At 34.4% G+C, this 13,081-nt stretch carries 15 protein-coding genes and 1 other annotated feature; of the genes, 5 read left to right on the forward strand and 10 right to left on the reverse strand.

The annotated features are described in order from the left end of the window. Position 1 precedes the first annotated feature (1 nt). On the reverse strand, positions 2-235 hold the full coding sequence (gene secG / locus HMPREF0446_RS07805; protein ID WP_006703884.1) for a preprotein translocase subunit SecG: 234 nt from the start codon (positions 233-235) through the stop codon (positions 2-4). Between the two features lie 167 nt (positions 236-402). On the opposite strand from secG, the gene HMPREF0446_RS07810 reads away from it, so the two are divergent. From HMPREF0446_RS07810 to HMPREF0446_RS07825, 4 genes are all read left to right on the forward strand, one after another. Continuing rightward, positions 403-1,170, forward strand: a complete 768-nt coding sequence (locus tag HMPREF0446_RS07810; protein WP_006703885.1) for a Cof-type HAD-IIB family hydrolase — start codon at positions 403-405, stop codon at positions 1,168-1,170. 9 nt (positions 1,171-1,179) lie between these two features. Continuing rightward, positions 1,180-1,662: a glutathione peroxidase gene (locus tag HMPREF0446_RS07815; RefSeq protein WP_006703886.1), complete on the forward strand. Its 483-nt coding sequence runs from the start codon at positions 1,180-1,182 to the stop codon at positions 1,660-1,662. Between the two features lies 1 nt (position 1,663). Next, positions 1,664-2,089 carry a pyridoxamine 5'-phosphate oxidase family protein gene (locus tag HMPREF0446_RS07820; RefSeq protein WP_006703887.1) on the forward strand — a complete coding sequence of 142 codons (426 nt, stop codon included), beginning with the start codon at positions 1,664-1,666 and terminating at the stop codon, positions 2,087-2,089. A gap of 107 nt (positions 2,090-2,196) precedes the next feature. Next, positions 2,197-2,763 carry a TlpA family protein disulfide reductase gene (locus HMPREF0446_RS07825; protein WP_006703888.1) on the forward strand — a complete coding sequence of 189 codons (567 nt, stop codon included), beginning with the start codon at positions 2,197-2,199 and terminating at the stop codon, positions 2,761-2,763. A gap of 60 nt (positions 2,764-2,823) precedes the next feature. Here the strand turns inward: HMPREF0446_RS07825 and HMPREF0446_RS07830 are convergent, their stop codons facing one another. From HMPREF0446_RS07830 to HMPREF0446_RS07855, 6 genes are all read right to left on the reverse strand, one after another. Beyond that, positions 2,824-4,713, reverse strand: a complete 1,890-nt coding sequence (locus tag HMPREF0446_RS07830) for an LPXTG cell wall anchor domain-containing protein (RefSeq protein WP_020991448.1) — start codon at positions 4,711-4,713, stop codon at positions 2,824-2,826. Positions 4,714-4,835: 122 nt separating this feature from the next. Next, positions 4,836-5,066: a D-alanine--poly(phosphoribitol) ligase subunit 2 gene (dltC, locus tag HMPREF0446_RS07835; RefSeq protein ID WP_006703891.1), complete on the reverse strand. Its 231-nt coding sequence runs from the start codon at positions 5,064-5,066 to the stop codon at positions 4,836-4,838. 12 nt (positions 5,067-5,078) lie between these two features. Next, complete coding sequence (locus HMPREF0446_RS07840) at positions 5,079-6,248, reverse strand: M20 metallopeptidase family protein (RefSeq protein ID WP_006703892.1); 1,170 nt, start codon at positions 6,246-6,248, stop codon at positions 5,079-5,081. A 90-nt stretch (positions 6,249-6,338) separates the two neighbouring features. Continuing rightward, positions 6,339-7,199: a MetQ/NlpA family ABC transporter substrate-binding protein gene (locus HMPREF0446_RS07845; protein ID WP_006703893.1), complete on the reverse strand. Its 861-nt coding sequence runs from the start codon at positions 7,197-7,199 to the stop codon at positions 6,339-6,341. A gap of 131 nt (positions 7,200-7,330) precedes the next feature. After that, positions 7,331-8,008, reverse strand: a complete 678-nt coding sequence (locus tag HMPREF0446_RS07850; RefSeq protein ID WP_020991449.1) for a methionine ABC transporter permease — start codon at positions 8,006-8,008, stop codon at positions 7,331-7,333. 1 nt (position 8,009) lies between these two features. Next, positions 8,010-9,056 carry a methionine ABC transporter ATP-binding protein gene (locus HMPREF0446_RS07855; protein WP_006703895.1) on the reverse strand — a complete coding sequence of 349 codons (1,047 nt, stop codon included), beginning with the start codon at positions 9,054-9,056 and terminating at the stop codon, positions 8,010-8,012. Between the two features lie 53 nt (positions 9,057-9,109). Further along, positions 9,110-9,343 (reverse strand) — a binding site (T-box leader). A gap of 139 nt (positions 9,344-9,482) precedes the next feature. On the opposite strand from HMPREF0446_RS07855, the gene tehB reads away from it, so the two are divergent. Beyond that, positions 9,483-10,343, forward strand: coding sequence for an SAM-dependent methyltransferase TehB (gene tehB / locus HMPREF0446_RS07860; protein WP_020991450.1), 861 nt, complete (start codon positions 9,483-9,485; stop codon positions 10,341-10,343). Positions 10,344-10,480: 137 nt separating this feature from the next. Here the strand turns inward: tehB and HMPREF0446_RS08205 are convergent, their stop codons facing one another. From HMPREF0446_RS08205 to udp, 3 genes are all read right to left on the reverse strand, one after another. Next, on the reverse strand, positions 10,481-11,281 hold the full coding sequence (locus HMPREF0446_RS08205; protein WP_006703897.1) for a class I SAM-dependent methyltransferase: 801 nt from the start codon (positions 11,279-11,281) through the stop codon (positions 10,481-10,483). A gap of 147 nt (positions 11,282-11,428) precedes the next feature. Next, positions 11,429-12,100, reverse strand: coding sequence for a deoxyribose-phosphate aldolase (gene deoC, locus HMPREF0446_RS07870; protein WP_006703898.1), 672 nt, complete (start codon positions 12,098-12,100; stop codon positions 11,429-11,431). A 14-nt stretch (positions 12,101-12,114) separates the two neighbouring features. Next, positions 12,115-12,894, reverse strand: coding sequence for a uridine phosphorylase (udp, locus tag HMPREF0446_RS07875; RefSeq protein WP_006703899.1), 780 nt, complete (start codon positions 12,892-12,894; stop codon positions 12,115-12,117). Between the last annotated feature and the right edge of the window lie 187 nt (positions 12,895-13,081).

Genomic DNA, 13,081 nt, shown 5'->3' on the forward strand with positions numbered 1-13,081 from the left:
TTTATTTTGATGAAATGTACGCTAAGGCTACTGCTAAAATCATAAAGATTGCTCCTAATCCAACAGTTACTCGAATTAAGAATGCTTCAAATCCACGTGCTTTTGTTTTTCCGAATAATTGCTCAGCACCGCCTGATAATGAATTTGCTGCATTAGTTTTCGATGGTTGCATAGCTACAATAATAATTAGTAACACACTAATAATAATCATCAATGTTAAAATTGTTTGATACAAAGGATCTTCCTCCTCTATTAATATTCTTTCCAATTCTACCATAAATATAGTGTAATTACTACCAATTGCCCTTAATTTCTTTAGACTAACACGATTTTTTTAAGCATCCATCCCCTATTCTTTCCACTTTCGTGATATAATGAACGTAATATGAAAAGGAGGTTTTTATGAAAGGTTTAGTATTTTTTGACTTGGATGGAACACTCTTAAATAAAAAAGGCCAAGTCGACCTTGAAGTCATAGAAGCGATTCAACAATTAAAGGATAACGGGTATGAACCACTTCTAGCAACAGGAAGATCTCCTATCGAAGTTTCGGAAGTCATTCGCTCTACGAATATTCATTCTGGAGTTTTTATGAATGGACAAGTCGTTATTTTCAAAGGTGAGCAATTGATTCATCATGAAATTCCAAAAGAAACGATTGAAAGACTGCTACAATTTGCAAAAGAACATCGTCATGGAATCACTTGTTATAATGTCGATGCCTTTAAAATCATCGAAACAGTCCCATTTGCACAAGAAGCCTACGGATATATTCATACACCAACACCAGATATTGTTCCAACATTTTATAAAGAACAAGTCGTGAATATGATGCTCTTACTTTCAAGAGATAATAATGATGAAGCTTATCAACAAGCTTTTCCAGAATTAAAATTTATTCGAAATTTTCCTTATGCATTAGATGTCATTACCGCTGGAAATTCAAAAGCCACAGGCATTCGTGCATTAATTCGCACCTTAAATAACAATTCTATCACTACATACGCCTTTGGAGATGGTGCTAATGATTTAGAAATGTTTCAAGAAGTTGATATTTCGATTGCTATGGGAAATGCCATTCCCTTGATAAAAGAAAAAGCAGACTATGTTAGTGCAGACCATGATAAAGGTGGCGTCATCCAAGGGTTAAAACATTATCATTTAATATAGGAGGAAGTCATGTCACTTTATGAAATAGAAGTTCCTACATTAGATGGAACTAGTACATTAGAAGCCTATAAAGGGCAAGTATTACTCATTGTCAATACCGCTAGTGGATGTGGATTAGCTCCACAATTTGCCCAATTACAAAACTTATACGAAACATATCACGAACAAGGATTTAGCGTTCTAGGATTCCCATGTAATCAATTTGGCAATCAAGAACCATTAAGCGCAGAGGAAGCTGCTTCAAGTTGCCAATTCAATTACCAAGTTACTTTCCCAATGTTTGGTAAAGTACTCGTTAACGGCCCAGAAACACATCCATTATTTAAACTATTAAAAGAAGAAACAAAAGGACTATTAGGTAGTTCCATTAAATGGAATTTTACAAAATTCCTTGTAGACGCATCCGGAAAAGTCGTTGCTAGATTTGCCCCAACTACTTCTCCCTTATCCATCGAGAAACAAATAAAACAATTATTAAAAAAGGAGTGTTAATATGAATACAGAAGAAATTTTAAGCATTTTAGAGGACTTGGAAGTAGCCATTTTTGCTACAGTGGATAAAGACGGAAAACCTCATTCTCGTCCAATTCACATCGGTGTTGCTAATGAACATGGTGTATTCTTTATGACAAGCCCACAAACTCATTTCTACAAACAATTACAAGAAAATCCTAATGTCGCAATTGCAGCATTTTCACACGATGATTACTTAATTCAAGTCATTCGTATCGAAGGAAAAGTACGTGAACTGGGTAAAGAAGGATTAGAGGAAATCTTGGCAGGCAATCCATTTGTTAAAAATGTGTATCCAGATGATTCACAACGTGCTGGTGTACAAGTATTTCAATTATATGAAGGAAAAGGATTCTACCACAGCTTAACTCAAGGTCATAAATATACATTCAGCATTCAAGCCTAATTATCAAAAACTCACTAAAATAGATGGAGCCTTCCTTTTGAAGGTTCCTTTTTTTCTTCCATCCAATGTGATACAATGAACGTATCGTTTTAAAGGAGAGATATTTTATGAAAAACTATAAAAAATTCCTAACACATTCAATCTTATTTGGAAGTCTATTCGTACTAGCTGCCGGATGTCAATCAACGTCAACTACAAATAACACGACTACAACCACAGCTACAACAACTGCTGCAAAAGAAAAATCTACTACTGATTTAATTGGAGAAGCTTTACCAAACTTTGCATTTGAAACAGCAGACGCGCAACAAAAAACTCCTGCTGATTTTAAAGGGAAGAAAATTGTCTATGTCGCCTGGGCTAGCTGGTGTCCAGATTGCCAACAAGAACTTCCTATTCTAAATGAATTAAGAAAAGACTATCACGACTCTGTTGAATTTGTTTTAGTCAACTTACTTGTTAAAGGAGAAACACCTGAAAAAGCACAAGCCTTCTTAAAAGAAAAAGGTTTAGAATTTAATTATTACTCAGATAAAGAAAAAAGCTTCCAAAAAGCTTTAGAAATTCATTCGATTCCAACAATGATTTTTGTCGATCAAGAAGGAAAAATCAAAAATGTTATCGATGAAGTAAAAGATAAAGCAACGATTGACGAAGTGATAAAAGGTTTATAGAAACGCAAAAAGGATGATGGGCACTGCTCATCATCCTTTTGTTATTTAAGAATTCAGTTTTTATTGGTCTTCTTTTTTACCTTTTGGTGCTACTAATCCTAGACCTGCTAAGATTGATAATACAGCTGGAGTGAATACTGTAAACTCTGCTGAACCTGTATTTGGTAATTCTGCTTGTTTGCTTTCTTCAGCTTTTGGTGCTTCTGCAACTGCTAGAGCTACAGCTGATTTTTCAGCTGGTTTTTCTTCTGTAGCTGCTTGAGCTGAATTTGCTGATGTTCTTGCTGGCGTATTAGCAGTTGGAGCTTCTTGAGCTTGTGCATTTGCTGCCTGTGCTGTTTGTGTTGATGAAGCTTGCGTTTGTGTACCTGTTGCTGTTTCTAATGTAGATAAATCAAATTCTGGAACTTCATTAACTGGAGCTTCTTGACCATTTGAAGATTCAACTTTATCTGATTTAGGTTGTTCAGCTGGTTTAGTTTCATCTTTTGGAGCTGGTTTATTTGCTTTTTCTTTATCTTCTTCTGCTGCTTTTTCATTTGCTTTATCGATTAATTCTTCAGCTTGTTTTGCTGTTAATCCTTTTTTGAAGCCTTCTACAATTTGTTTTCTTGTTTCATCTGATGCTGCTTTTAATGCTGCAATTGTATCTGCTTTTGCTTTTGCTTCTTCTGGACTATTCGTTTCAGCTTTTTCTAATTCTTTGACAGCCTCTTCTAATGCTTTATCATAATTTGCTAAGAACTCGTCTTGTGCTGCTTTTTCTTTTGCAGCAGCTTCTTTATCTTCTTCTGCTGCTTTTTCATTTGCTTTATCGATTAATTCTTCAGCTTGTTTTGCTGTTAATCCTTTTTTGAAGCCTTCTACAATTTGTTTTCTTGTTTCATCTGATGCTGCTTTTAACGCTGCAATTGTATCAGCTTTTGCTTTTGCTTCTTCTGGACTATTCGTTTCAGCTTTTTCTAATTCTTTGACAGCCTCTTCTAATGCTTTATCATAATTTGCTAAGAACTCATCTTGTGCTGCTTTCTCTTTTGCTGCCGCTTCTTTGTCTTCTTCTGCTGCTTTTTTATTTAATTCATCGATTAATTTCTCTGCTTCTTCTACAGTTAATCCTTTTTCGAAGCCTTCTACGATTTGTTTTCTTGTTGCGTCTGATGCTGCTTTTAACGCTGCAATTGTATCAGCTTTTGCTTTTGCTTCTTCTGGACTATTAGTTTCAGCTTTTTCTAATTCTTTGACTGCCTCTTCTAATGCTTTATCATAATTTGCTAAGAACTCATCTTGTTTTGCTTTTTCTTCAGCTTCTGCTTTTGCTTCTTCTGCTGCTTTATTATTTGCATCATCGATTGCTTTTTCGGCTTCTTCTACAGTTAAACCATTTTTGAAACCATCCTCGATTTCTTTTTTCTGTTTAGCTGCTTCTTCTTTTAATTTTGCAATTGCATCTTCAACTTGTTTTGCTAATTCAGGATCATTTTGAGTATCCGCTTTTTTTAATTCTGCAATTGCATCTTCTAATGCTTTATCAAAATTCGCTAAAAATTCTTTTTGAGCTTCTTCTTCTGCTTTAGCTTCTTCTGCCTCTACTGCTTCCTCTTCTTTAGCAATTTCTTCTATTTCATTTTCAGTAGCATCTGCAGTTTTTCCAGCGTTGAAACCCTCAACAATTTTAGCTTTCTCTTTAGCTGCTTCTGCTTTTAATTTTGCAATTGTCTCTTTAATACTTTCAGCTGAATCTGGATCATTTTTTGCTTCTTCTTCTAATCCTTTAATAGTTTCTGCTAGCGCTTTATCAAAATTAGCTAAAATTTCATCTTGTTTTGCTTTTTCTTCAGCACTTGGTTGTGTAGTTGTTGCAGCATACACACTAGGTGATAATTGAGTTAATGCTGCTGTTGATAATAATGTAGCTGTTGCTAACCCTGTAATAAGGAATTTATTTTTCATTTAAAACCCTCCAAAATTTAATTTTTATTTATTTATATCACTTAGATTTTATCATTAATTTTTGACTATTACAACTTTTATAGCTATCTACTAATTCCTATTCATTTATATTAATATTTAAACTATTTAGCTTTCAACTTCACATAATTGATAATTTTATTCGGTGTATCAATCTCCTCATAAGTCACTTCAGTAGGAGCAACTTCAAGTCCAAATTCTTCTAATCGAACGAGTAATTCTACAAAAGCTAACGAATCCATTAGTCCTTCTTCTTTTAGATTGATATCCTTATCTTCATAAATAACTTCATCTTCACAGATTTCTTCTAAAATGCTTAAAATTCTCTCTTCCATAGAATCCTCCTTCTAATTAGCTAAACGATTTAAAATATAGTTAACTTCTAGTTCTACTCCAATCGGCAAGACTGCTTCATCAATATCAAATTTTTCATGGTGATGTCCATATGCTGTTTCTTCTCCAGATTGACTTCCTAATAACCCATAAACCCCTGGTTTACCTACTAAATAATCTGCAAAGTCATCTGCTCCCATTGCTAATTCGTATTTAGTAATAATATGATCGATAGAATCCACCGTTTTCGCCACTAGTTGGAATTTCTCTGCTAATTCATGAGTATTAATAACAGGTGCTGCTGCATCATACCAATCCACTTCAACTTCACAACGGTGAGTTATTGCAATTCCTTGAGCAATTCTAGTCACTGCTTCTTTTAAATGTGCTCTTGTTGTATGACTAAACGCACGAATCGTTCCTTCTAATAACGCATCATTTGCTACGATATTATAGCGAGTTCCAGCATGTAGTTTCCCTACTCCTACTACTGCACGATCACCTGGTTCTACTTCACGACTTACAATCGTTTGCAATGCTACAACAATTTCACTTGCTGTCACTAATGCATCATGACCTAAGTGAGGGCGACCTACGTGTGCACTCTTTCCGGTTACTTTAATTTTGAAAATATCACAAGAAGCATTCACTGGTCCACCTTGAACTGCAAAAGTACCTACTGGTAATCCTGAATTTACATGGATAGCAAAACTTTCATCAATATGATCAATTTTCCCTGAAGCTACAAATTGTTTTGCACCTGCTCCGATTTCTTCAGCTGGTTGGAAGGCAATATACACTGTTCCAGCAAATGTATCTTTTAATTCATTTAATACTTTAGCAGCTCCTAACCCCATTGCTGTGTGAGCATCATGTCCGCAAGCATGGTTTAAACCTTCATTTTTAGAAGAATATGGTTTATTCGTGCAATCCGGTAATTCTAATGCATCAATATCTGCACGAAGTAGAATTGTTTTTCCTTCGCCTTTTCCTCCTTTAATAATCGCTAACGTTCCAGTGTCTGCAATTTTTTCAAATGGAATCTTTAATTTTGTTAATTCCTCTTGAATTTTTTCTGCTGTTTTATATTCTTTTAAGCTTGATTCTGGATTTTCATGAAAATGTCTTCTAAGTGCTACTAACTCTTCTGTTAAAGCTTGTGCTTTTTCTTTAATTTGGCTCATTAAATTTCCTTCTTTCTATTGTAATAAAGAGGCATGACTAGCATGCCTCTTTGGAGATAAATGATGATTAAAATGATTGATTCTTAGAAATTATTTTAAAGAAGCTTTTTCCCAAACTGGTACGTTTGCACCTTTTGAAACTTCTTCAATTTTTTTAGCTGTTTCTGGTGATTGGTAGTATTTAACGATTGTTTTGTAAACTTCGTTATTTTCATTACCTTCTTTAGCAGCAATTACATTGTAGTATGGTTGAGATGAATCTGTGATTTCTTCGATAAAGATTGAATCTTTAGTTGGTTGGAATCCTGCTTCAACTGCGAAACCATTGTTGATTAATGAAGCTGCTACATCGTCTAAAGCACGAGCTGTTTGTCCAGCTGGTAATTCTTTAATATTAATGTTTTTAGGATTTTCTACGATATCATCTTGTGTAGCTAATGTGTTGTTTACATCTTTTAATTTAATTACGCCAGCTGCGTGTAGTAAGCGTAATGCACGAGAGTTGTTAGAAGTATCTTCTGGGATTGCGATAGTATCCCCTTCTTTTAACTCACTAACGTTTTTAATTTTTTTAGAGTACACACCCATTGGAGCAATTACTGTATATCCAATTGGTTTGATGTGAGTGTTTTGTTCTTTGTTGAAACGTTCTAAGTAAATAATTGTTTGGAATGAGTTTAAGTCAACATCTCCATTTTCTAATGCTTGGTTTGGTTGAACATAGTCAGTAAATTCTACTAATTCAACATTGATGTTTTCTTTTTCTTTTAAGCGTTTAATAACGTCATCCCATACATCATGGTTTCCTGCGTTAACCCCTAATTTAACTGTTTTTGCTTCTTTTTTAGCATCTACTGCTTGATTTGAGTTTGAAGAAGTTTGAGCTCCTTGACCACATGCTGCTAATGTTAATCCTGCTAATGCTGTTACAAATAATTTTTTAATGTTCATCTATAAATTCCTCTTTTCTTTGTGTTTATATGTTTAAATATCCTTTTTATTGTGAGTGCGTCGCTCCAGTGATTCATTTCAGAGCGTTCGGCCTCGTATCTTGTTTTAATTGAACTCGGCCTCATATCCTGTTATTTCGTAGCTCTTTTTTCTAGGAAGTCACCGACTGCTTGGCTGATAAATACGATAATCAACATAATAATCGTTGCTACTACGATTACGTCTCCTTGGAATCGATTGTATCCTCTTGAAATTGCTAAGTTACCAATTCCCCCAGCTCCAAACGCACCAGCCATTGTTGTTAAACCAATTAAGCTGATTGTTGTTAGAGAAGAAGCACGAATTAAACTTGGCAATCCTTCTTTTAAATACACTCGGAAAATAATTTCCAATGGTGTACATCCCATGGCGATTGAAGCTTCAATCACACCTTTATCTACTTCTAACAAAGCTAATTGTACTTGTCGTGAGAAGAATGGAACAGTCGCAATAACTAGTGGCACAATCGCACCAGGAATTCCAATTGTAGTTCCGACAATTAATCTTGTTAATGGGATTAATAACATCGCTAAAATGATAAATGGAATCGAACGGAATAAGTTCACCACTTTATCTAAAGTAGCATACAAAATTTTATTTTCTAAAATATTGCCTTCACGAGTGACTACTAAAACAACTCCTAAAGCAATCCCTAATACTCCAGCAATTAACCCTGTAAGTCCGACCATGATTAAAGTATCAATGGTACTTTTAATAATTTCTTGAGTTACACGAGCATCAATATTTGGAAATAATTGGTGTAAGTTCATCTTATTCAACCTCCTTTGGTTCATCTAGAATTTCTGTTTGAACACCTGATTGGTGAATATATTCGATTGCTTGTTGAATTTTTTCAGCTTCACCAGATAAACCTACTAGTAAAGTTCCAACAGCAGTCTCTTGAATGACTTCCACATTGGCAAATAAAATATTCGCTGCTACTTGGAATTGAGTCGATAATTTCGTAATCAGTGGTTCTCCTGTTGAAGCACCCACAAATGAAATTTTCGCAAGAACATCTCCAGGATTTAAGTTTAGTAAATGTTCATGTTGTAGAACTGTTTCAATTCCTTTATTAATATGTGTTGCTGTATCGATGAAATCTTTTGTTAATGGTTTTTGTGGATTCGTAAAGATTTCTAATACTGACCCTTGTTCAATAATTAATCCTTGTTCCATTACGGCAACTTTATTACAAATCTCTTTTACAACTTGCATTTCGTGAGTGATAATCACGATTGTAATGCCTAACTGTTCGTTTACTTTTTTCAAAAGTTCTAAAATAGATTCGGTTGTTTTAGGGTCTAATGCACTTGTTGCTTCGTCACATAATAGAACATCTGGATCATTTGCTAGCGCTCTAGCAATCGCAACCCTTTGTTTTTGTCCCCCAGATAATTGTCTTGGGTAACTTGTAATTTTGTCTTCCAATCCTACTAAATGTAGAAGTGACTCAACTTTTTCCTTAATTTCCGCTTTAGATAATCCTGAGCGTTTTAATGGAAAAGCTACATTATCAAATACAGATAAAGTATTCATCAAATTGAAATGTTGGAAAATCATTCCAATTTTTTTACGAGCATCTCTTAATTGAGCCTCTTTTAAACTTGTTAACTCCACTCCTGAAACAGTTACTGTTCCATTTGTTGGACGTTGTAATAAATTGATGGTACGTACTAATGTACTTTTCCCAGCACCACTATAACCGATAATTCCATAAATATCGCCATCTTCGATTGTAATATTTACTTGCTTCACAGCTTCAACGGTTTTACCTGATTGCTGAAATGTCACATCAATATTTTTTAATTCAATCATTCGTTTCTCCTTTCAAGCAAATAAAAAGCCCGCTCTTTGGTCTTACTCACCAACCAAAGGACGAGTTCTCTCGTGTTACCACCTTAATTTACAGAATTCTCACAAATTCTGCCTCAATCAGTTAAAATATCTAACTGATAAGCTATATCGGGCTTTCCCGTAATCGTTTAAAGATTCAACGATTAGCACTCAAAGGCCATCTTCAAAGCTTCAACTATTATCTCTTTTCACCAAACCGAGACTCTCTAAAACAGATTCACTTTTACTCTCCTTGTCACAGTGCGTTATGACTATGAAACTAGGATACCAACAAAGTTTGTTACAGTCAATTTCTAGATTACTATCACTTGTTATAAGTTTTACCTATAAACTTTTTCTTGCATATCCCTCTTCTTTTTTCTACAATGAACTTACGAGGTGATATACATGAACAATTTAATTTCTTACAAAAAAATGCCCCTATGGACGGCGGATACTTTACCTGAACCGTTTAAAAAAATGCATAATACAAAGGTAGGTACGTGGGCTCAACTTCATATTTTAAAAGGAGAAATTACGTTTGAATTTTTAAATGAAGATGGTAGTGTCATTGATACTGTACAATTAAATGCGACTACTCCTATTCCATTGGTTGAACCACAACAGTGGCATCGAATTGCAGGAACAAGTGACGATATCGAATGTTATTTAGAATTTTTCTGTAAAAAAGAGGACTATTTTGCAAAAAAATATGGCTATACAAAGACTCACTCTGAAGTTTTAGCTGCTCAACCACTTATTCCAAAAGGACGTGTACTTGACTTAGGAAGCGGAGAAGGTCGTAATAGTTTATACCTTGCTTCATTAGGGTATGACGTCACTTCATTGGATTGGAATGTTCCAAGCTTACAAAAATTACAAGAAATAGCTACTCAAGAAGGACTTTCACTAGAAGTTGAACCGTACGACATTGAATGTGCCGATATTCCTGGTGGACAATATGATTTGATTGTATCAACAGTTGTATTGATGTTTTTACACGAAGAAGTAATTCCAGATGTCATTGAGAATATGCAATCGCACACTGCTTCTGGTGGATATAATTTAATCGTCGCTGCTATGTCAACTGAAGATGCACCTTGTCCTGTGAATTTTCCATTTACATTCAAAGAAGGCGAATTACTAGAATATTATGCCGGTTGGGAAATTTTAAAATATAATGAAGACTTTGGTGAACTCCACAAAATAGACGAAAACGGCAATCGTCTTCGCTTTAGATTTGCGACATTATTAGCGAAGAAAGGGTAAGTTGGGACCCCTATGGTCTTAGAATTAAACGATTCTGTAGAACTTGCCAGAATTAAAGTAAAAAGGGAAATTTGAGACTATAAGCTCAAATTTCCCTTTTATGTTTTTTACTACTATAAAAATATATCAAAATATTTCTATCTATTAATTCCCAACTGGATTAAGATGGCGGCTTTTTGAATAAACGGGATACATGAAACGATACGATGTACTACTTTCCATCGGTTTGGATATTGTGCCATTGTGTAGTCTATTTTCAATATTTCTGCATATTTACCAAATAAATCATACAACTCTTCTTGAGAAGATAGTCCCCAATGCATTCGTACTCCCTGTTCTCTAAATTCTTTTTGTTTATTTTTAGTAGCTACCATATGATGTTGTAACGTATCGAAATAACATTCATATTGATGAAATTCTCTCTCTAATTTTGTCGCTAATTCCTTTATATCATTTGTCTTAAAATACATTAACACACCTTCAATAATGAATAAGTAATCTCCCTTTGGATATTTTTCTTTAACTATTTGAATCCATTTATCATCTAATATCGAGTCAGCAATCATCTGTGAAGTAGGTGTTTCTTCAAAAAACTCTTGTCTTAATGTAATGACATCTAAAAAGTCTACACTGAAAAATGGAATATCTTCTGCTCCAATTCTTCCTTGCCTATCATCTAAACCACAGCCTAATTGAATGATAACTGGATGTTCATGAGTCTTTATAAATTTTTTGCAGCAATCATCAAAATATTTCGTTCTTAAACAAACTCCGATTTGATCAAAAAAAGAAATATTTACTATTGATGGAACTTGCTTCATCATTTCTTCGGCTTTTGGATCTATAAACAATCGATTCTTTTGTTCTCCTTCTAACGCTTTTGCTTGAAGTGTCATCAGCATCGTTTTAGAGACTTTATTTTCAAATAATTCTCCCATTATATCAACTCCCTATTTTTCGGTATGCCTAAACTTTGTTTTATTCTACTCTTTTCTTGTTCCCTTTTCAATACCTCTATCACACAAAAAATCCTGCTAGTAATTTCTTACTAACAGGATTTTTCCTATCTTATTTAGTTGATTTCACTAATAGCTATTCTCTTCAACTGCTTGATTTTTAATAATTTTTACAATACGGCTTGTGCCTAAACGACTTGCACCTAATGAGATGAATTTTTCTGCATCTTCTAAGCTAGAAATTCCACCTGCAGCTTTAATTTTCACTGAAGGTCCTACATGTTCTTTCATTAAAGCTACTGCTTCAAATGTAGCTCCACCTGTTGAAAATCCAGTTGATGTTTTAATATACTCTGCTCCAGCACGAGTCACTACTTTACATAATTCAATCAATTCTTCTGTTGTTAATAAACAAATCTCTACGATTACTTTCAAGATTCTTCCTTGGCAAGCTTCATGAATTTGACGAATTTCTTCTTCTACTAAGTCGAAGCGTTTATTTTTTACATCCGTAATATTGATGACCATATCGATTTCACTTGCTCCATTAGCAATGGCATCTTTTGTTTCAAAAACTTTTACACTTGTTGTTGAATAACCATTAGGGAATCCAATAACCGTACAAATCGGTAATTTACCTTTGACATATTCTGCTGCTTGTTTTACATAGCTGGCAGGAATACAAGCTGAAGCTGTTCCATAATGAATCGCATCATCTAAAATTTGTTGAATTTCTTCCCACGTAGCATTTTGTGTTAATAAGGTATGATCGACGGTTGCTAAAATTTCTTTTAATTCCATATGATTCACCTTCCTTATGCTTTTTGACGGTCTTGTGCAATTAAGTTACGTAATGCTTGTACAGCAACTGTAATCGCTGCTTCTGTATCATGAACAATTGGATTTTCTAATCCAGCTGCATTTCTTTCTTGGTTTCCTACTACTAAAAACGTTGAACCAACTCTTACACCTAAATGGCTTGCTACTACAAATAAAGCAGCTGATTCCATTTCTGAAGCTTTTACTCCTAGACGTTTCCAAGCTTCCCATTTTTGTTGTAATTCGTAGCTAACTGGCATTACTTCTGGTTCATGTTGTCCATAAAATGAATCTTTACATTGAACAATACCTGCGTGAGTTGTATAGCCTAATGTTTTCCCTGCTTGTAATAACGCCGTTACAACATCATAGTTTGCAACTGCTGGGAATTCGATTGGCGCATATTCACGAGTTGTTCCTTCAGTACGAATGGCACCTGTAGCAATAACAATATCGCCACCTTTTACATCGATATCAATTCCTCCACAAGTTCCTACACGAACAAATGTATCTGCACCACTTCTCACTAATTCTTCTAAGGCGATTGAAGCGGATGGACCACCAATCCCTGTTGAAGTTACACTAACTTTTTCTCCATCTAAGTATCCTGTATATGTTACATATTCACGGTTATCTGCTACTAATTTTGCATCTTCAAAATGTTCAGCAATTTTCGCACAACGTTTCGGATCTCCTGGTAAAATAACGTATTTACCTACGTCTCCTTTACGAATGTTTAAATGATATTGTAATCCTTCTTCTGAATAATTTTGCATCTCTCTTCCTCCTTATAGGTATTATTTGAATACCTTAACTGTAAGATTATACCATAATTTTAATCATTTTGAAAACGTTCGCTAAAAAAACAAAAAGAAAAGACTTCCTATAGTAGTATATAAAAGAAGTCTAATCTCTAACGCTCTCTCATAAATACACGTCCAACAGAAAAGACTTTCCATAGTA

Source organism: Granulicatella elegans ATCC 700633, assembly GCF_000162475.2.
Taxonomy (GTDB): Bacteria; Bacillota; Bacilli; order Lactobacillales; family Aerococcaceae; genus Granulicatella; species Granulicatella elegans.

Bases quoted from the DNA above. Each gene is read 5' to 3' on its own strand.
- HMPREF0446_RS07810 (WP_006703885.1), top strand. From the start codon at position 403: ATGAAAGGTTTAGTATTTTTTGACTTGGATGGAACACTCTTAAATAAA.
- HMPREF0446_RS07815 (WP_006703886.1), top strand. From the start codon at position 1,180: ATGTCACTTTATGAAATAGAAGTTCCTACATTAGATGGAACTAGTACA.
- HMPREF0446_RS07820 (WP_006703887.1), top strand. From the start codon at position 1,664: ATGAATACAGAAGAAATTTTAAGCATTTTAGAGGACTTGGAAGTAGCC.
- HMPREF0446_RS07825 (WP_006703888.1), top strand. From the start codon at position 2,197: ATGAAAAACTATAAAAAATTCCTAACACATTCAATCTTATTTGGAAGT.
- HMPREF0446_RS07830 (WP_020991448.1), bottom strand. From the start codon at position 4,713: ATGAAAAATAAATTCCTTATTACAGGGTTAGCAACAGCTACATTATTA.
- dltC (WP_006703891.1), bottom strand. From the start codon at position 5,066: ATGGAAGAGAGAATTTTAAGCATTTTAGAAGAAATCTGTGAAGATGAA.
- HMPREF0446_RS07840 (WP_006703892.1), bottom strand. From the start codon at position 6,248: ATGAGCCAAATTAAAGAAAAAGCACAAGCTTTAACAGAAGAGTTAGTA.
- HMPREF0446_RS07845 (WP_006703893.1), bottom strand. From the start codon at position 7,199: ATGAACATTAAAAAATTATTTGTAACAGCATTAGCAGGATTAACATTA.
- HMPREF0446_RS07850 (WP_020991449.1), bottom strand. From the start codon at position 8,008: ATGAACTTACACCAATTATTTCCAAATATTGATGCTCGTGTAACTCAA.
- HMPREF0446_RS07855 (WP_006703895.1), bottom strand. From the start codon at position 9,056: ATGATTGAATTAAAAAATATTGATGTGACATTTCAGCAATCAGGTAAA.
- tehB (WP_020991450.1), top strand. From the start codon at position 9,483: ATGAACAATTTAATTTCTTACAAAAAAATGCCCCTATGGACGGCGGAT.
- HMPREF0446_RS08205 (WP_006703897.1), bottom strand. From the start codon at position 11,281: ATGGGAGAATTATTTGAAAATAAAGTCTCTAAAACGATGCTGATGACA.
- deoC (WP_006703898.1), bottom strand. From the start codon at position 12,100: ATGGAATTAAAAGAAATTTTAGCAACCGTCGATCATACCTTATTAACA.
- udp (WP_006703899.1), bottom strand. From the start codon at position 12,894: ATGCAAAATTATTCAGAAGAAGGATTACAATATCATTTAAACATTCGT.